General features: G+C 68.7%; 20 protein-coding genes. 12 read left to right on the forward strand and 8 right to left on the reverse strand.

The annotated features are described in order from the left end of the window. Positions 1-3: 3 nt before the first annotated feature. Complete coding sequence (locus H7J06_RS14040) at positions 4-414, forward strand: cupin domain-containing protein (RefSeq protein ID WP_264039501.1); 411 nt, start codon at positions 4-6, stop codon at positions 412-414. On the opposite strand, the gene H7J06_RS14045 is transcribed toward H7J06_RS14040, so the two are convergent. Then, positions 395-1,768 carry a hypothetical protein gene (locus H7J06_RS14045; RefSeq protein WP_264039502.1) on the reverse strand — a complete coding sequence of 458 codons (1,374 nt, stop codon included), beginning with the start codon at positions 1,766-1,768 and terminating at the stop codon, positions 395-397. The two genes, H7J06_RS14040 and H7J06_RS14045, sit on opposite strands and share 20 nt — an antisense overlap. Positions 1,769-2,279: 511 nt before the next feature. Between H7J06_RS14045 and H7J06_RS32375 the strand changes: the two genes are divergently transcribed. Then, entirely contained in the window at positions 2,280-2,888 is a 609-nt protein-coding gene (locus H7J06_RS32375) for a class I SAM-dependent methyltransferase (protein ID WP_264039504.1), read from the forward strand. Positions 2,889-2,916: 28 nt separating this feature from the next. On the opposite strand, the gene H7J06_RS14055 is transcribed toward H7J06_RS32375, so the two are convergent. Beyond that, a complete protein-coding gene (locus H7J06_RS14055; protein ID WP_264039505.1) occupies positions 2,917-3,360 on the reverse strand; it encodes a nitroreductase family deazaflavin-dependent oxidoreductase in 444 nt (147 codons plus the stop codon). An 83-nt stretch (positions 3,361-3,443) separates the two neighbouring features. Here H7J06_RS14055 and H7J06_RS14060 point away from each other — a divergent pair, with 83 nt between their 5' ends. The 5 genes from H7J06_RS14060 (at position 3,444) to H7J06_RS14080 (ending at position 8,483) form a co-directional block, all read left to right on the forward strand. Next, positions 3,444-4,016 carry a TetR/AcrR family transcriptional regulator gene (locus H7J06_RS14060; protein WP_264039506.1) on the forward strand — a complete coding sequence of 191 codons (573 nt, stop codon included), beginning with the start codon at positions 3,444-3,446 and terminating at the stop codon, positions 4,014-4,016. A 45-nt stretch (positions 4,017-4,061) separates the two neighbouring features. After that, complete coding sequence (locus tag H7J06_RS14065; RefSeq protein ID WP_264039507.1) at positions 4,062-5,255, forward strand: ROK family transcriptional regulator; 1,194 nt, start codon at positions 4,062-4,064, stop codon at positions 5,253-5,255. Positions 5,256-5,296: 41 nt separating this feature from the next. Beyond that, on the forward strand, positions 5,297-6,493 hold the full coding sequence (locus tag H7J06_RS14070; protein WP_264039508.1) for an MFS transporter: 1,197 nt from the start codon (positions 5,297-5,299) through the stop codon (positions 6,491-6,493). 302 nt (positions 6,494-6,795) lie between these two features. Beyond that, complete coding sequence (locus H7J06_RS14075) at positions 6,796-7,467, forward strand: SIMPL domain-containing protein (RefSeq protein ID WP_264039509.1); 672 nt, start codon at positions 6,796-6,798, stop codon at positions 7,465-7,467. A 53-nt stretch (positions 7,468-7,520) separates the two neighbouring features. Continuing rightward, a complete protein-coding gene (locus tag H7J06_RS14080) occupies positions 7,521-8,483 on the forward strand; it encodes a dipeptidase (RefSeq protein ID WP_264039510.1) in 963 nt (320 codons plus the stop codon). 4 nt (positions 8,484-8,487) lie between these two features. Here the strand turns inward: H7J06_RS14080 and H7J06_RS14085 are convergent, their stop codons facing one another. After that, complete coding sequence (locus tag H7J06_RS14085; RefSeq protein ID WP_264039511.1) at positions 8,488-8,775, reverse strand: P-loop NTPase family protein; 288 nt, start codon at positions 8,773-8,775, stop codon at positions 8,488-8,490. Positions 8,776-9,077: 302 nt separating this feature from the next. Between H7J06_RS14085 and H7J06_RS14090 the strand changes: the two genes are divergently transcribed. The 4 genes from H7J06_RS14090 to H7J06_RS14105 are packed head-to-tail and all read left to right on the forward strand — an operon-like array spanning position 9,078 to position 12,396. Next, positions 9,078-10,058 carry a GGDEF domain-containing protein gene (locus H7J06_RS14090; protein ID WP_372515311.1) on the forward strand — a complete coding sequence of 327 codons (981 nt, stop codon included), beginning with the start codon at positions 9,078-9,080 and terminating at the stop codon, positions 10,056-10,058. A gap of 28 nt (positions 10,059-10,086) precedes the next feature. Then, positions 10,087-11,073, forward strand: a complete 987-nt coding sequence (locus tag H7J06_RS14095; protein ID WP_264039514.1) for a GGDEF domain-containing protein — start codon at positions 10,087-10,089, stop codon at positions 11,071-11,073. Continuing rightward, positions 11,057-11,677, forward strand: a complete 621-nt coding sequence (locus H7J06_RS14100; protein ID WP_264039515.1) for an FAD-dependent oxidoreductase — start codon at positions 11,057-11,059, stop codon at positions 11,675-11,677. Before H7J06_RS14095 ends, H7J06_RS14100 begins: the two co-directional genes overlap by 17 nt. Before the next feature lie 17 nt (positions 11,678-11,694). Next, positions 11,695-12,396, forward strand: a complete 702-nt coding sequence (locus H7J06_RS14105; RefSeq protein WP_264039516.1) for a hypothetical protein — start codon at positions 11,695-11,697, stop codon at positions 12,394-12,396. Here the strand turns inward: H7J06_RS14105 and H7J06_RS14110 are convergent. Continuing rightward, a complete protein-coding gene (locus H7J06_RS14110) occupies positions 12,393-12,575 on the reverse strand; it encodes a hypothetical protein (protein ID WP_264039517.1) in 183 nt (60 codons plus the stop codon). The two genes, H7J06_RS14105 and H7J06_RS14110, sit on opposite strands and share 4 nt — an antisense overlap. 92 nt (positions 12,576-12,667) lie before the next feature. Continuing rightward, positions 12,668-13,639 carry a squalene cyclase gene (locus H7J06_RS14115; protein ID WP_264039518.1) on the reverse strand — a complete coding sequence of 324 codons (972 nt, stop codon included), beginning with the start codon at positions 13,637-13,639 and terminating at the stop codon, positions 12,668-12,670. Positions 13,640-13,669: 30 nt separating this feature from the next. Here H7J06_RS14115 and H7J06_RS14120 point away from each other — a divergent pair, with 30 nt between their 5' ends. Then, positions 13,670-13,864, forward strand: a complete 195-nt coding sequence (locus H7J06_RS14120) for a DUF1737 domain-containing protein (RefSeq protein ID WP_264039519.1) — start codon at positions 13,670-13,672, stop codon at positions 13,862-13,864. 3 nt (positions 13,865-13,867) lie between these two features. On the opposite strand, the gene H7J06_RS14125 is transcribed toward H7J06_RS14120, so the two are convergent. From H7J06_RS14125 to H7J06_RS14135, 3 genes are all read right to left on the reverse strand, one after another. After that, positions 13,868-15,520, reverse strand: coding sequence for a peptide chain release factor 3 (locus tag H7J06_RS14125; protein ID WP_264039520.1), 1,653 nt, complete (start codon positions 15,518-15,520; stop codon positions 13,868-13,870). 102 nt (positions 15,521-15,622) lie between these two features. Next, a complete protein-coding gene (locus tag H7J06_RS14130) occupies positions 15,623-16,255 on the reverse strand; it encodes a nucleoside/nucleotide kinase family protein (protein ID WP_264039522.1) in 633 nt (210 codons plus the stop codon). A gap of 29 nt (positions 16,256-16,284) precedes the next feature. Next, positions 16,285-17,805 (reverse strand): LCP family protein, encoded by a 1,521-nt coding sequence (locus tag H7J06_RS14135; protein ID WP_264039523.1) that lies wholly within the window; start codon positions 17,803-17,805, stop codon positions 16,285-16,287. Positions 17,806-17,813 lie beyond the last annotated feature (8 nt).

The following is a 17,813-nucleotide window of genomic DNA, read 5'->3' on the forward strand; positions in this document are numbered from 1 at the left end:
CCGATGGGCTCTGACATCTCCATCGCGGCCGTCGGCGACGCGACCGTCCTGCGTCGGCCAGGAAAGGAGTCGGTCCAGATCCTCTGGCCCGAGAACGCGCCGGACGCACAGATGACGATCACCCGCGTCACGATGCAGCCGGGCGCCGTGTCGCCACCTCACGTCCACCAGCACTCCGAACAGGTCTGGATCGTCGAGAAGGGCTCGGCGACAATGCTGTTCGCCGACGGATCCACCACGGCGATCGGGGCTGGCCAGGTCGTGAGGACGCCCGCGGGTGTGTCGCATGGAGTCGAGAACAGCAGCTCCGCGGAGTTCTGCTATCTGAGCGTCACCAGTCCACCGGAGGACTTCACCAGGCACTACGACCAGCCCGTGCCGCCGCCGTCGACGATCACACCAGCATGCCGGTGAGCCCAAGCTCGTCCAGCGCGGTGCCAATCGTCGCCCGTAGCCATTCCTTGGTGTTGGGTGCGCCGGGTTGGTATCCCACGACGGTCATGCTGACCTTCCCGGCGAGCCGGCCACTTACGACGGTGAGAACCCCGCGGCGCTCCTCGAGCACACGGCGGGTGACGTGTTGGTCGACCCCGCGCATGATCACCACGTCAGCCGGCGTTCCGTCGAGGCGGGTCACGTCATCGGGGAGGTCGCCGACGTTCGAGCACGACACGGGCTCAGACGTGAACCCGAACGCCAGATCGGCGGTGCGCCTCACGGCGGCCTTGGGGATGAAGGGCGTCAGTGGCAAGAGGGCAAGAGCCTCGTCGGGTCTTTCGCGCACCACCTTCAGCGCTTCTCGAATTGCCGTGCGCGTGTCACCCAGATCGGTCGTGACGTTCGCGGGGTCGATGCGCAGGTAGGCCAATTTCACCGCGTTGGCCCGGGTGTCGTCCAACGTGCGGTCGTTGATGGGAACGATGAGTCCGACCGTTCCGTCGTCGGCCAGTCCGCGTCCCTGGTGCACGGCCAGCCTGGCGCACAGCGCTGCGAGCAGCGCATGGCTGTTGCCACCAAGGGCGGCCGCCCGTGCGTCCCACTGCTCGATCGGAATGATCACCGCGACGGCAGGAGCGGTCACTGCGGCATCTGCCTGAGCGCCCTCGAACACCCTCGGCGCGGTCGTGCCCGCCGCCGACGAATTCTTCCGATGGCGCCAGAGGAAGCGAGCGGCGGCGGCCACGGTGCGCACGAGTTCGGGAACGTCGTGCACGGTCTGGCGCAGATCTGCGGCGACCGCCCGGAACCAGGTCCGCGCGCGCGGCGGGGGATAGCCCAGGTTGCGGCGGGTCCCCAGCACGGCCTCGTAGACGGTCAGCAGGGCCCCGCCACCGTCGGCCACGCAGTGTGACCCCACCAAACTCACGGCTGTCGCGCCGTCGGTCATCGGCAGCACGCTCATGTGCCAGGACGGTCCGAACTGGGGATCAATCGGCAGCTGTGCGCATTCGTCGATCCAGTCGCTGAGCTCGGTTCGGGAACGCGATTGCGGTGCGATGCGCAAGGGTGCGGCCGGGCCCACCGAGGTGATCCAGCGGTGACGGCCGAAGGGTATGACGGACGGCTCGATGAGCCGGCCCGCCATGCCGTACCCCATGTCCCGGTGAAAGCGCCGCACCCCGTCTAGGCCAATCTCGTGTTCGTACACCCAGACGATTTGCGTCACCGCGGAATGACCGGTTGCGCGCAGCCCCAGGAACAAGGCTTGGTCGACGAAGTCGAGCAGATTGTCGGGCTTGGCGCCCGCCTGCGTCCGGGTGTTGAACATGCGACGCCACCTCCCGACAGCCAGGCCGACGCGGCGGAGCGTTGCCAGACGTCCGTTTGCGCGTCGATTTACCTTACGGAACGTAACGGCGTCACCTGTGTGGTTTCTTGACGTCAACCGGTCAAAACACCGGACGTTCTCGGGTCGAACGTCGACGACCGTGGCGCGAGAGGCACCTGGCGGCCGAGGATGGTTCGCCGGCGTCCGAGCCGTGGTTCACTATTTGCCACCGTCAAATCGCTTGTCCTGTCGGGTAATTCGGCGACGAGCCCGGTGGCGGCGGGCAGACGTGATCATCGGCCGTCGAGATGTGAGACGAGCCGTACGGTCGAGGGGATCACTTCGGTCGTCCGTCGACCGTGGAGTCGAAGAGGACGTCCCCGCCGTTCTGCACGCGGGTAACCGTCACCGTTTCGCCATAAGTCTGGCCCCGATCAACAAGGGCCGCGGCCTTCCGCCGTCGGTGGACTTACGATCGCCGCATGGGCGCGATTACCGAGGGAGAGCACGCGTGACCGGCCCCGATGACGACACCGTGATCGCCGTCTACCAGCGTTACGGCTCTGTGTGGGCCAAGCTTCGCGACGAACACCTGGTGGAGCGTTCTTGGCTCGACCGGTTTTGCGATGTCCTTCCCGTCGGGGGGACGGTGCTGGACATCGGCTGCGGTTCCGGCATACCCATTGCCCGCGAGCTGATCCGGCGCGGCGTGAACGTGACGGGGTTCGACGGCTCCTCGACGATGCTCGCGCTGTTCGAGCGCAATGTGCCAGCCACGCCCGTGCATCTCGGGGACATGCGTGAGCTGAGCCTCGGTCGGCGGTTCGACGGTCTGCTCGCGTGGGACAGCTTGTTTCACCTCTCGCCGAGTGATCAGCGTGCGATGTTCCCGCGCTTCGCCGCCCATGCCGCTCCGGGTGCGGCGCTGATGTTCACCAGTGGGAATTCCGAAGGAGCCGCGATCGGCCACTTGGACGGCGTTCCGCTGTACCACGGCAGCCTCGACCCCGACGGATATCTGGAGTCGTTGGATGCCAACGGCTTCGACGTCGTCGACCACGTCAGCAAGGACCCGTCGTGCGGCTCGCGAACCGTCTGGCTGGCGCGGCGGCGCGGCTGATTGGCCGGTCGCCGATGGCCGGCTCGGGTCAGCTGCGAGACCGCTCCAGCTCGATGACGGGAATCACCCGTGACGTGCGCCGCTGGTAGTCGCCAAACTGGGGTTGCACCGCGACCTGCTTGGCGTAGACGTCGTCGCGCTCTTGGCCCTGCAGCACGCGCGCAGTCACCGGGAACGTCTCCGTGCCCCACTCCGCGACCGTCTCGGGATGGGCAACCAGGTTGTGGTACCAGTCGGGATTGGTGTCGGAGCCGCCCTTGCTCGCGATGACGTAGATCCGGTCGTCGTCGAGGAACGGCACCAGGGGAGCGATCCTCTCCTTGCCGGACTTGGCGCCGACGTGGTGCACGAGCACGACCGGAATGCCTTCGAACTGGCCGCCCGGACGACCCCCGGTCGCGCGGAAGTCCGCGATGACTTGCCGATTCATCTCGGCCAGCTCCTCGGCAGTGATGCCGATGTCTTCGGACATGCCCAGCGTCCCTTCGGTAATATGTGGAGACAGTCTCCGGTAATTATTACGGAGACATTCTCCGTTTGTCGAGGGGGTGGACGATGACACGACCGCTGCGCGCGGACGCGCAACGCAATCGGCGACGCGTGCTCGACGCCGCGCGCATCGCCTTCGGTCGCGACGGGGTGACCGCCTCCCTGGATGACATCGCCCGTGCCGCGGGCGTGGGTCCGGGCACCCTCTACCGACACTTCCCCACTCGAGATCGGTTGGTGCGCGCGGTGATCGACCATGGTCTGAACGGCATTCACGACATGGGGGTGGCGCTGTTGACGGAGCCCGACCCGGCCCATGCGCTGGAGGCGTGGCTCAACGCCTACGTCGAGCAGGGCAGCATGTTCAAGGGGCTGGCCGAGACCTTGGTCAACCCGGTCGCCGAGTCAGACGAGTTGGATTCCTGCCGCCAGGCGCGGGAGGCCGGCACCGCGTTGATCGCTCGGGCCGTGCGAGAGGGCGCCTTCCGTCCGGATGTCCGCGCCGAGGACGTGCTGGACATGGTGGCCGCCGTGACGTGGGTGGGTGAACAACCCAATCGCCAAGCGGGACAACGTGAACGGCTTCTCAGCCTCTTGGTCGCCGGAATGCGTGCAACCCCTGTGAGTCACGGATCCTGATCCGTGTCGAGGCCGGAGTCCAGGAGCGTTCGATATGGTGGAGCCGTGGTCACGGCTCGCGACGCCGGTCAAGCGGCCCACATCCGTTGGTTGGGAGCCGCTCAACTGATCGCCGTCGTGCGGGCCGAGCCGGGCATCACCCGCGCTACGGCGGCCCAACGTCTGGGCATCGGAAGTGGCGGGGCCGCCGAGTTGATGGCCCGCATGCGCAGCGCCGGACTGCTGAGCGAATCTCCGGCACCGGTGCAGGGCCGAGGTCGGCCGACGACGGTGCTGGGTCCCCACGAAGAGGGCCCGTTGGTGCTCGCCGTCGATGTGCGATCCGGTGACTGGAGATTGGCGTTGGCAGGCGTCGACGGCCAACCCGTGGTGGTCGACGAGGCCACCGGCGGCGACCAAGACCGCGTCCGAGCTCAGCTGACCGAGGCCATCGGTGCGGCGTACCGTCGAAATTCCACGCGGATCAGAGCAATAGCGGTCGCCGCGCCTGGCCCGGTCAGCAGTTCCCATGTGGGTCAGGTGCCCTCGCGTGGATGGCGCGACGTCGACATGTCGGGATTGGCCGCCCGAATTCCGGACGACGCCGGCGTTCGGCTCATCATCGGCAACGACGCGACCCTGGCCGGGTTGGCGGAGTCGCGCACCGGGGTGGCCCATTCGGCCGCCACGGCCCTGCACCTGATCGTCGCGCACGGTCTCGGAGGCACGCTGGTGGTCGACGGGGAGCCAGTTGGGGGCGCGCACGGCGCGGCAGGGGAGTACGGACACATCCCGTTCGCCGACGCGGCCCTGGTGTGCCCCTGCGGTGCGTTCGGGTGTTGGGATCTCACCGTCGACGGGCGAGCGCTGGCTCGGCACCGGGGAGAGGCACCGCCGGAGGACCCGGTCGGCTACGTGCGGAGTCTCGTGGCACGCGACGATCGAGACGAGCTGACCCGCAATGCCTTTGAGAAGGTGGCGACGTCGTTGGGTCGGGGGATCGGTGGCTTGGTGAACCTCCACGATCCCGACGTCGTCACGATCGGCGGCGTGGCCCCCCTGCTGCGGGCGGCCGCACCCGACGCGTTCGACGCTGCCTACCGGGACGGGTTGATGGCCTTCCGCAAGGAATCGCCGCCGCCGGTGCTCGACGGCATGCATGGCGACGACGGTCCACTCGTCGGCGCCGTCACGCTGGCGCTGGACACCGTCACCGGTGCCGAGGCGCTCGCGGAGTGGGCGGAACGGCAACGCCCGTAACGCCCTTGAATATGCTCGCCTGGCGAGTATATTGTGGGAACGTGACGTCTGTCGACCCTGGATTGAGCGTCCGATCCAACATCGGCGGTCTCCTCGCGCTGGCAGCCGCGTCGTGCCTCGCCGTCACCACCGAGATGTTGCCCGTCGGGCTGCTACCAGCCATTGGTTCGACCTTCGACGTCGACACCTCCACGACCGGCCTGCTGGTCAGCCTCTACGCCGTCATGGTCGCCACCCTTGCCGTCCCCCTGACGGTGGTCACCGCTCGGTTGCCACGCAAACCACTGCTGCTGACGACCTTGCTGCTCTACGTGGTCAGCAACGCAGTGGTCGCCGTGGCACCGAACTTCGCCGCAGTCGCGGCTGGCCGCACCGTCGGCGGCCTGACTCACGCGTTGTTCTTCTCGCTGTGCATCGGATACGCCCCGCGGCTGGTCGAACGTGCTCGGGTCGGCCGCGCGCTAGCCATCGCCACCGCCGGCGTGTCGGTGGGTTTCGTTCTGGGCGTACCCCTTTCGACGTCGCTCGGTACCGCGTTCGGGTGGCGGGTGTCGTTTGGCGTGCTCGCGGTCCTGGCGGCCGCGACCTTGGCGTTCGTCGCCTGGCTCCTGCCCGCCGTGCCGCAAGACGGCCCCGCCCTCGAGGCAAGGGCCGCGGGGAGCAGGCGGCAACTGGTAGCCGTCGTCGCGTCCAACGCGCTGACCTTCGTCGGTCAGTTCACGCTCTACACCTACATCAGTGCCGCGTTGTTGGCTGCCGGTGCGACGCCCGCACTCGTCGGCCCCGTTCTATTGCTCTGCGGCGCAAGCGGTCTGGTGGGCCTGACCTTCTCGGCCCGCACGCTCGACCGCAGCCCGCGGCGCACCGTCTTCGTGGTGCTCGCGGTGGTGATCGTCGCGATCGCCGCGGCCGGTGTGGCGGACGAAGCACTGCTGCCCTTGGTGATCGCCGCACTCGTCTGGAACGGCGCCTTCGGCGGGGTGCCACCCATCTACCAGGCGTGTGCCGTTCGAACCGGTGCCACCTCGCCCGAGCTGGCCGGGGCCTGGGTGAACGCATCGGCGAATGTGGGCATCGGCGCGGGCGCGGCCATTGGTGCCGGCCTCCTCCCGGTGATCGGCGTGGGCGGCCTTCCGCTGGTGAGCGCGGCGTTCGTCGCGCTCGGGCTCGTGGTGGCGATGGCGGCTCGACGGTCGTTCCCGGCGAGCGGATCGCCGATCGGCGAATGCTCGGGCTGATCGCCGGCCTTAGTGCCCGAGGTGCGGCGCTGATTGCCGTCCCGAGCCACAGCGGACACGTGATCGGCGTGCGTCCAACGCTCGGCTGCAGCCGAATCGTGGATCCCGATGGCGGGGTCTTGGCCCAGGCGCGGCCCGACGAGACCGCGTGATTGGTCGCCGACGTCCAGCCCCGACGCCGTGCACACGATCCGCGCGGCTAGGACGGCTGCCTCAACCCCGAAATGAGCGACGAGTACGCCGCGCTCCTGGGGCGACCTTGACGTATGCCGTGGACCTCGCGCGGCGCTAGCTTTGGCCACATGCCGACCGAGATCACCGTCAGTGGTTCCTTCTCCGCGTTTCAGCCTCCCGAGCGTGGCACCGTGCACGCATCCATCGGCTATGAGGGCCCCGAGATGCGGGCGGTGTACGACCGGGTTGCGCGGGACCTCGAGACCGTCAAGGAGTCGGTCAGCCACCTCGAGGGCGACGGCCAAGGCGCGGTGACGTGGTGGTCTGCCCAACAGCTTCGGACGTGGTCGACTCGCCCCTGGAACAAGGACGGCAAGCGGCTTCCACTCGTTCATCACGCGTCTGTCAGCGTCGAAGTGAAGTTCCGTGATTTCGCCGCGCTGTCGCAGTGGGTAGGGGAACACGTCAGCAATACCGACGGATTCAATCTCTCCCGAGTGGACTGGGCGCTGACGGACAAACGCCGAGATGAACTCGTCGAGGAAGTGCGCACCAAGGCCGTTCGGGACGCGGCGACCCGCGCCCAGCTCTATGCCGACGCCCTCGGCCTCGGAGCGGTGAGCCCCGTCGCCATTGCCGACGCTGGAATGCTCGGCACCCACGCGCTCAACGAAGAGGGTGGGGGATACCTTCGGGCCGCACGGGCCTCGGCCGGGAGCGGTCCGGACGTCGAACTCGTCCCGGAGGACGTCCGGATTTCGGCGACGGTCGACGGGCGGTTCGTGGCAGGCGCCTCCTAGTCCGGATACTCGGTCAGTGCCGCTGGGCAATGCATGGTGCACCATCGATGGTCATGTCGCAGTTTCTCTGGGATCAGCACGCCTGTCTGCCGTTGCAGGTGAGTGCCGCGGTCGACCCCCTGACCCGCTTCCAGCGCCAGGGCGGCGCCTTCGTCTCCGTCAACGCCGGGTATTCGCCGCACTCGTTCGACGACACCGTCGCGTTGCTCGAGCACTTTCGCGCGGCCGTGGACGCGCATCCGGATCTGGAACTGGCCGCCCACGTCGACGACGTCGAACGCATCACCGCCGACGACCGGATCGCCGTGGCGTTCGACCTGGAGGACTCCGGTCCCGTCGGCGACGACCTCGACAACCTCGCCACACTGGCCGGCCTCGGCGTTCGCACGTTGCTACCCACCTACAACCACGCCAACCGGGCCGGCAGCGGATGCCTGGACGCCGTGGACACGGGTCTGACGGCGTGGGGCGCGGAGATCGTCGCCGAGATGAACGCGGTCGGCATCGTGCCCGACGGGTCACACTGCAGTACCCGGACGGGGCTGGACCTGTGCGAGGTCTCCAACGGCCCTGTGGTGTACAGCCATTCGTGCATAAAGGCGGTCTGGGACCACCCGCGCAACATCACCGACGACCAGGCCCGCGCCTGCGCCGCGACGGGCGGCGTCGTCGGCATCACCGGTGTCGGCATCTTCCTGGGGCCCAACACCCCGACACTCGACGCGATGACGCGCCACCTCGAGTACGCCGTGGACCTGGTCGGGGTCGACCACGTCGGCATCAGCAGCGACTTCTCCTTCGACCACGCCGACTTCAACGACGAGCTCCTTCGCAACCCCCATCTATTCGACGACAGTTACACCGCGTGGGGGCCCATCCAGTGGATGCCGCCGGAGACCGTGTTGGCCCTGGGTCATCATCTCGGCGGACGGGGCTGGAGCGACGGTGCCATTCACGCCGTCCTCGGCGGCAACTTCCACCGGGTGGCCAAGCATGCGTGGGCCAACGCCACGTAGGGCGTTACCAACGCATCGCCGTCGTGACGAGGTCGACCACCGCGTCGAGGTCGTGCTCCGCCCCGATCCTCTCTTCGGCGCAACCGGAGAGCGCGTCGTCGTCGCGCCACCACTGCCGAAGCTCGCGCTCCCCGAAGTCCCGGCAGCCGCGCGCCGCGTGCCGTCGTAGCGTTTCGTCGAACGGCAGGTCGAATCGGAAGAACCGCGTGGTTCCCACGTGGTCGGCCGCGAGCGAGGCCAACGTCGACCCGTAGACGTCGCCGAGCAGGATGCCCTCGACGACGACGTGCATGCCGCGGTCGAGGGGCGAAGCGAGCCACCAGGTCGATCAGCTCGACGGCGGGATTGGCCGGTTGATCGGGGACGCGCAGCACGTCTCGTCGCAGGACGTCTTGGCTGACCACCGCCAGTCGGCGCACCTGGCGATCCTGCAGTCGACGGGCAACGGTCGACTTGCCCGAGCCGCTGTTTCCCCGCAGAACCACCAGCCCGGTGCTCGTCGAGCCCACGCCAACCACTCGACCATCAAACCAGCACGTGGGCCCACGGTTGACGCCCCGCACGGACCCAGGCAAGTTAACGGCCATGTTCCGCCTGCGCTCGCTCGCCACCGCCGATGGGCGGGTGCTCGGCAAGCAAACGGTGCGACTTCTGCGAATCTACTTGGGCGCGACCACGTTTCTCTACGCATACGGGGTGACGTTCACGCTCTTTCCGGTGCGCACCGACATCGCCTACGGGAACCCGATCGGCGGGATCGTCGCCATCGTCCTCGGGCTGTCGGCGCTGGCCTACCTCGCGGTCAGGCCCGACCGCCCGATGCCGGCCACCGTGGCCGCGATGGCCGCCACCCCCATCGTGATGGCCTTCCACGTCACCCTGACCGCCGAATACGTTTGCCTGATCGCCCCGATGTACCTGGCGATGTACCTCCGGGCGTTCCACCCGCCCCGTCAGGCTCTCCTCCTGATCGCCGCGCTCACCGCGGCGTGTGCGGTCGCCGTCGTGGTCGCTCCCGCGCCTCATGTCGGCGTCATCACCGTCCTGATCTTCGTGGTCGCCATCGTGGGCGCCGCAGAGTCCTTCGGCCTGCTCGTGCGGGCGATGTTCACGGCGGCGTGCACCGACCCGCTGACCGGGCTGCTCAACCGGGCCGGGTGGGAGATCGGCACCGCCGACGTGCTCGCTCGCGCCCGGACCGCGTCGTCCCCCGTCACCGTTGTCGCCATCGACATCGACGGGCTCAAGGCACTGAACGACTCCTACGGACATCAGGCGGGGGATCGCCGCATCGTCGAATACGCCCACAGCTGGCGCCGCTCCGCGCCGCGGCGGGCGGTGCTGGCTCGCATGGGTGGTGACGAATTCGCGGCGTGCCTCGCCGGTGATGGACCCGACGTCGTCGAGGAGTTCCTGCACGCCATCCGGCGAGACACGCCGGGGGTCAGTGTCGGCGTGGCCACCGACGTCTCGTCCCGTCCCGACGTCGTCGAACTGTACGCACGGGCCGACGCCGCGCTGTACGAGAGCCGGGGGATGTCCCTGCGCGACGATTCCCAACCGGCTTGCGACTGATGCGCCGTCAATCGAGCACAATCCAGGTATGCCGAACACCACGGAGGCGCTGCGCCGCCGGATGCTGATCGGCTACCTCGGCATTCTCGTCACGCTCTACGCCGCGGCGGTGGTGTCGTCGCCCGACTACGCCTCCAGCCGGGGCGAGGTGGGGGCGGTTGCGCTCTGCGTGGTGGGCCTGGCACTTGCCGTCCCCGGCTCGCTGCGAGGGTGGCGCTACGTCTGCGCCGCCGCGTGCGTGGGTGCGGCACCGATGGTGGCGTCGTTGTTTCACGAGCAACCGGTGGCACAGGTCTGGGCCGTGGTCCCGCTGATGTTCGTCACCATCTATCTGCGTACCTGGCACCCACTTCCGGCCGCGCGGGCACTGGCCGTTCTCGTCGCGGCGTGCGCGTCGGCGACGCTGGAGATCGCGCCGGCCGAGGTCCCTGGATTGTGGCTGGTGGTGTACGCGGTCTGCATCATCGGCGCCCCGGAGGTCTTCGGACTGCTCAACGCCTCCCTGGTCGACGCCGCCCTGCGCGACCCCCTGACGTCGGTCTGGAACCGCGCCGGGGTGGACCGGCAGGCCGGGGTGCTCATCGTTCGTGCGCAACGACGGGCAGAACCGATCGCCGTCATCGTGCTCGACGTCGACCACTTCAAGTCGATCAACGACCGCTACGGACACGCCGTCGGTGATCGCGTCCTCGGCGACCTCGCCAGCCGCTGGACCAGCCAGCTCCCCAGCTCGGCCGTGATCGGACGAATGGGCGGCGACGAATTCGTGGTCGTCGTCGGCGGCTACGACGAGGATCGCGCACGGGCGCTCGCCGACGCCCTCGGTAACGAGCATGAGGTCGGCGTCACCACCGGAGTCGCCGTCGGCCGGTCCTTCGACGACGCCACCTTGGCCGACCTCATCTCCGCTGCCGACGAGGACCTGTATCGCCGCAAGCGCAGTCGCGACGCCACCACCGCCCCCATTCTGGAAGCGGAGACGGGCCAGGGAGGGCGCGATGGCGATCGTGGGTGACCGCGCCGTGGTTTGCGGCGCAAGCATGGCCGGCCTGTTGACCGCCCGGGTGCTGTCCGACTTCTACGGGTCCGTCACGCTCGTGGAGCGTGACGCGCTGCCCGCAGCCATTGCGCAACGGCGCGGGGTGCCGCAGGGGCGCCACCTGCATCAGCTGCTTCGGCCCGGCGCGACGGTGCTGGAGGAGTTCTTCCCCGGTGTCTTCGACGAGCTCCTCACCGCCGGCGCCAACGTCATAGACGATCCGTCTCTCGGCTACGTCGGCGTGGGCCACCACGTGCTGACCCAGAACGGGCCGTTCGCCAATCCCGGCGAGCTGCTGGCCTATTCGGTAAGCCGGCCACTTCTGGAAGCCCTTGTGCGACAGCGCGTCCGAGCGCTGCCGAACGTCACGATCACGCAGGAATGCGACGTCGTCGAGCCGGTGCTGGGGCCGTCGAACCGCGTCACCGCCGTTAGGGTGGCGGATCGACGGGACGGGCACGAGCGCGAGTTGCCCGCGGACCTGGTCGTCGACGCCACGGGTCGCTCAGCTCCCCCCCGGCGTTCCTTCGCGCCCACGGTTACGACGTCCCGAGCGAACAGCGCTACGCGGTCGACCTGACCTACGCGAGCCAATGGTTGCGGATACCCGACGACGCCCTCGACGAGATCGTCGTCGCCGTTGCACCGACACTCGAAAGGACAACGGGTGCAGGACTGTTGACCTATGAGGACGGCGCCACGGTGCTCACCTTGATCGGCGTCGCCGGGACGCGTTTGCCGGCCGAACTTCCCGGTCTGCTGCGGTCGGCCGCCGAGTTCCTTCCGGCCCGCATCATGGACGCGCTACTTGCTGCTGAGCCGCTGGGTGAGGTGGTGGTGCAGCACTACCCCGCCAGCGTGTGGCGCCGCTACGACAAACTTCGCCGTCTTCCGCGTGGGCTGGTGGTCCTTGGCGACGCCGTGTGCAGCCTCAACCCGGTGTACGGCCAGGGCGTGTCGTCGGCCGCGCTACAGGCCAAGGCGTTGCGCCGAAGCCTCGCCGAAGCGGACGGGGACGATATGAGCCGCTGCTACTTCAGCGACGCCGCCAAGAAGCTCGCGCCGCTGTGGCAAGCCAATCGGCTCAACGACTTTGCGGTGGCGCCCACGAACGGCTGGCGAACCGTCCCGCAGCGGCTGCTCAACTGGTATACGGACAAGTTGGCGGCTGCCGCGGCAGACGACATCGTGTTGGCCGAGGCGTTCATGCGGATGGTCAACCTCATCGACCCACCCGCCAAATTTCTGACGCCCTCGATGACGCGTCGCGTGGTCCGCGGGAACCGCCGACGCGGCTAATCCAGATCGACTCGGCGGCGATGCACGCCCACGTCGAATCGCTTTGGTCCCCAAGGTGTCTCGAGCGCGAAGTGAATCGTCTTGGGCTTGCCCGTCAACGTCGTCGCCACGACGGTGCCCACCGCGCCCGCGGGCACGTCCGGCACGTTGATGCCGCCGATGTCGCTTCGGGCGGTCACCTGGTCACCTGTCTTGTAACGCCGCACGATCCCTTCCTCCCCTCATTGCCGACTCCATGGTCGACCCGGGGCGACACCGATCGCAACTGGTTTTAGCGGTGCCCGTCCCACCAGTCGAGGACGCGGATGCCGAACAGAGTCAACCACTTTGACGGCTCACCTGCGGCGACGTCGACGGGGAACCACTGGCGGCCGGGTAGCGTCGGGCCCTGAATCCACGTGCCGTCCGGTTGGCGGGCGGCGCGGATCATGGCGATCGCGTCGGCCATCCGGGGGTCCGGTGCGCTGCCGTCGAACAGGGATCGCCGACGGAAGTAGTCGACGGAGTTGAGGACGCTGTAGCGCCACCGCGTCGGATGCGTGAAGACGTCGACCCACGGGCCCACGGCTTGCCCGTCCGACAGTCGGCGGAACAGACCGCGGGTCAACAGGTACTCCTCCCCGGAGTGCCTCGCCGCTCGAGTCGCGTCGGTCCCGCCCATGGCGACGTCGTAGTCCAGTAAGCCCTTGAGCGCGTTGATCGTCGAGTGAAACGAGGACCGCGTCGAACCGTCGACCCACTCGCAGTTCCAGCCACCGTCGGGCAGCCGGTGCTCGACTAACCAGTCGACGACGCCGGTGACGTCGGCGCCGAGCCACACACCGTTGGACACCGTCCACGAGTTGATGCAGCAGTCGACCTCGCCGCCCCAGTACGGCAGGTCGTCGTACTCCCAGCGGCTGTTGGCGGCCAGCAAGTCGGCCGTCCCGCGGAGCGCCTCCGCGTCGAGGCCCCACTCCCGCAACGAGTTCAGCGTCCAGGTGGTCGCCGTCCACGGCTGCCCGGCGCCCTCGGCTGCCTCCGGGCCCTCGAAGTCGAAGTCGCCGGGGAAGAAGGCCCCACCGGCCCATTGGCCGTCGGGATCCTGCAGTGCGAGCAGCCGCGCGGCGAAGCCCTCGGTCGCGACGCGGGCGCGGGTGTCCTGCCACACCTCGGGAGGCTCCCGGGCGACGTCACGTTCGACCTGCCAGCGCAGGGCGGGGTCGGAGTCGAGTAGCCAAGCCGTCAGGGGCGCCGCCGCCATTGCCCGAGTGTAGGTGGCACCATCGACGAGATGACGGAACCACCGAACGGATTGCCGAGGTACCGCCTGCTGACCGGACCGGACGACGAAGCGTTCTGCCGCCGCGTCAGCGAAGCGCTGGACCTGGGTTACGAGCTGTACGGGGACCCGGCCATCAGCCTCGACGGCGGCCGGGCCGTCGTGGCCCAAGCGGTCGTCTGGCAGCGCGTGGTGCGCTACGTCTGACGGTCAGTCGTCGCCGGCGGCGACGAGCGACTGCAGCTTCACCGACGGGTTGTCGCGCTGGAAACCCTCGAGCCGCCACTTGGTGGAGAACAGCACCAGGATGACGCCGTCGGTCCGCGTGAAGACCTCGACCGACGGTTGCCGCTGCAGGAAGTCGACGTCACCGGGGTCGGCGGCACGTGCCACGGTGTACGGCAGCGACTCCAGCGAGATCGGCGCGCTGAGCTCGGTCGCCATCCGATGGGTCGCCACCTCGAATTGCATCGGACCCACGGCGGCGAACACGGGAGCCTGATCGCCGCGGCGGTCCGACCGGAGCACCTGGACGACGCCCTCCTGCTCGAGCTGTTCGATCCCCTTGCGGAACTGCTTGTGCTTGCTGGGATCGGTGCCCCGGGCGACGGCGAAGAACTCGGGGGAGAAGCTGGGGATCGGCGGGTACTGCACCGGGACGTCGCGGTAGAGCGTGTCGCCGGGGCGCAGTACGTTGGCGTTGGCCAGGCCGATGACGTCACCCGGCCACGCCGTGTCCAACGTCGTGCGCTGCTGGCCGAACACCGACTGCGCGTACTTGGTGACGAACGGCTTGCCGGTGGTGGCGTGGGTCAGCACCTCACCGCGTTCGAACGTGCCCGAACAGACCCGCGCATAGGCGATGCGGTCGCGATGGGCGGAGTCCATGCCGGCCTGGACCTTGAACACGAATGCGCTGAAGGGCGCCTCGGCGGGACGGCGGTGGCCGTCGACGTCGAGCTGGCCGTGCGGCGGCGGGGCGAGCTGGACGAGCACGTCCAACAGCTGGTTGACGCCGAAGTTCAACGCCGCCGAGGTGAACAGCAGCGGGGTGGTCTCGCAGCCGAGGAACGTGTCCCGGTCGTATTCCGACCCGTCGGCGGCCAGCAGCTCGGACTCCTCCACGGCGTTGTCCCAGTCGACGCCGGCCGCGTCGTGGGCATCGGCCGGGGCGATGTGCTCCTCCGGTGCGGCCTTGGCGCCACCCGCGGTGCGGGTGTACCTGATGAAGTTGCCGGTGCGTCGGTCGAGCACGCCCTTGAAGTCACCGGCGATCCCCACCGGCCACGTGAGCGGGGTGGGCCGCAGACCGATCCTGGCCTGGATTTCGTCGAGCAGCTCCAGGGCGTCGCGCCCGGGCCGGTCCCACTTGTTGATGACGGTGATGATCGGGATGCGCCGCAGCCGGCAGACCTCGAAGAGTTTGAGTGTCTGAGGCTCGAGGCCCTTCGCCGCGTCGATGAGCATCACCGCGCAGTCCACGGCGGTCAGGACGCGGTAGGTGTCCTCGGAGAAGTCGGCGTGGCCGGGGGTGTCGAGCAGGTTGATGACGCAGTCCTGCCCACTCGGAGCACGGTAGGGAAATTGCAGGGCCGTGGAGGTGATGGAGATGCCACGGGCCTTCTCCATGTCCATCCAGTCCGACACGGTCGCGCGGCGGCCGGACTTGCCGTGAATCGCGCCGGCTTCGCTGATCCGGTTCGCGTGCAGCACCAGGGCCTCGGTCAACGTCGACTTGCCGGCGTCGGGGTGACTGATCACGGCGAAGGTCCGTCGACGCTGCGCTTCGGCGGTGATGCGGTCCGCGGCACGCCCTTCGGCGGCCGTCAACGTGCCGGGGGCCTGAGTCTGATTGTCGGTCATTGCACTACCAATGGTATTGGCTCGGCGCCGAATCAATAAATCGATCGCGGGCCGGGCTGGCGCGGACCTGCACGTCAGACGGGGTGCGCCCTGCTCGGATGGCTATCGCAGCACCCGCGGGGAGTCGAAGTCGGCGTTGTCGACGAGGACGTCGGCACGTCGCCGAGGATCGCACGCCGCGAAGTAGAGCCGCTGCCCCTCGACGTAGCGGCGGGTTCGCGGATCGGCCAGGTCGGGGCTCGTGCCGTCGCGTGCGGCCATCCGTCGCGCCGTCTCGGTGAAGGGCACGTCGAGGAAGATCGACAGGTGCCAGGCGTCGGCGAGTTCGGCGCGCTGAAGGAAGATGCCGTCGACGACGAGCACCGAGCTTGGCGCGGCGACCGCGGTGTCCACGGCCAGCGCGGTGTCACTGGCGACATCGTGCGCGGCGGCCCGATAGCGTCGAGACCCATTGTGGGCGAACGCATTCAGCACGTCGGCCGTGAAGCGGTCGTAGTCGTAGGAATCCAGCCAAAACCCCTCCGGAGAATCACGCCCCCGCCGATACCTCGTCGCCCGCGGGTGGTGAAAACCGTCGACGGACACCCGCACCACCGGCCGGCCAGCCTCCCGCAGGGTTGCCGCGAGGCCGTCGGCGAACCGGGTCTTGCCCGCGCCGTCGGGGCCGTCGACGGCCACCCGCACGCAGTCGTCGCCGGGCAGGCTGGGCACGCGGGCGGCCACTGACTGCAACACGGCTTCCCTTGCCATCACGTTGCGAATCGTCAGTTCACGCAGGGGGTCTCGCCGCCGCTGATGGGCAGTCCCTGATCGGGTGCGGGATCGTCGGAGCTGCCGACGTCGATGCCCAGCGCTTCGCCACCCGACGGTGCGGTGGCCAGGCTGGCGACGTCGGTCGGCAGTGAGTAGCCATCGCCGAGCACCACCCGAATGCGTCCGGGGGGCAGGTCGGAGGCCGGCTTCGGCGGGACGGCGATGTCGAGGACGGTCGCGACCGCCTGCGCGGCGGAGTCGCCTCCGGTGCCGTATTCGACGGCAGTCGCCGGTGCGTCACCGTGGGCGCCGAGGCTCAGATCACCTTCGTGATAACCCTTGTGGGTCAGGATGTTCGACGTCTCGGTGGCCAGGCCACGGACGCCGCTGGCGTTGACCACGTCCACGATGACGTCGCCCGGCGCCACCACCGGGGCCGGCACGGCCGACGGGTCGTCGAACGTCGTCGTGACCAGTGCGCGGATGGCGGCGGGGTCGACGATGTTGACGTCCTGGCCGTAGACCGTGTCGTACCGCACCACCGGCAGGGTTTGGTAGTGCACCTGCTCGCCCGAGAGCTCGCCGATGCGGCGGAACAGGCTCTGGTCCCATCCGCTGGACAACACGAGGTCCTTGCGGGCGACGCCCATGAGCGAGTTGAGCTTGCCCATGTCGCTGAACGACCCGGAATCCTGCAGCTGGTGGATGACGGAGATCAGGAAGGCCTGCTGGCGGTGCGTGCGGTCCAGGTCCCCGTTGTCGAGGCCGTGCCGCTGTCTGACGAAGGCGAGTGCCTGCCGCGCGTCCAGCGTCTGGCGCCCGGCGGGGAAGTCGGCACCGGAGTAGTCGTCGTGCACGGCGTGGTTGAGGCAGACCTCGACGCCACCGAGGCTCGCCGCCACGTCGTAGAACCCGGCGAGGTTCACCTCGGCGAAGTAGTCGATCGGCACACCGGTGAGGGCGCGCACGACGGCCAGCGTCGCCTTGCGACCAGCCTCTCGCCCCTCCTTCTCCAGGGTTGCCTGATCGGTCTCGCCGTCGTCGACGAGCTTCTGCGCCTCGTCGGCCTTGGTCAGCCCGTAGGCCTCCTTGATCTTGATGTGGTCGTAGCCCGGCACGATGCCCTTGACGCTGACGTAGTCGTCGCGCGGGATGGAGAACGCCTGAACGCTGCCGTCCTCCGCGAGGTGGACCAGGATCAGCGTGTTGGTGTTGTACCCGCCGGACGTCGAGTCGCCGGCGTGCAACTGGTCCAGCACGTCCTGGGGCAGGTCGTCGCCGTTCTGGTCCTTGCGCGAGTCCAGGCCGATCAGCAGGATGTTGACCGCCGAGCCGGTGGAGTGCGGTGCGTCGGCCCCGAGCGCTTGGGACACCGTGATGCCGCTCAGCATGCCGTGCAGCGTCCACCAGCCGAAGCCGGTCGTCGCCAGCACCGCGGCGGTCACCATCGCCAGCCCGCCGCGAACGAGCCGCCCCGCCGTGATTCGGGACTGTCGGGCAGACGGCATCAGGTGACGCGCACGCTCACCCATCACCGCCG

Source organism: Mycolicibacterium hodleri (assembly GCF_025822245.1).
Taxonomy (GTDB): Bacteria; Actinomycetota; Actinomycetes; order Mycobacteriales; family Mycobacteriaceae; genus Mycobacterium; species Mycobacterium hodleri.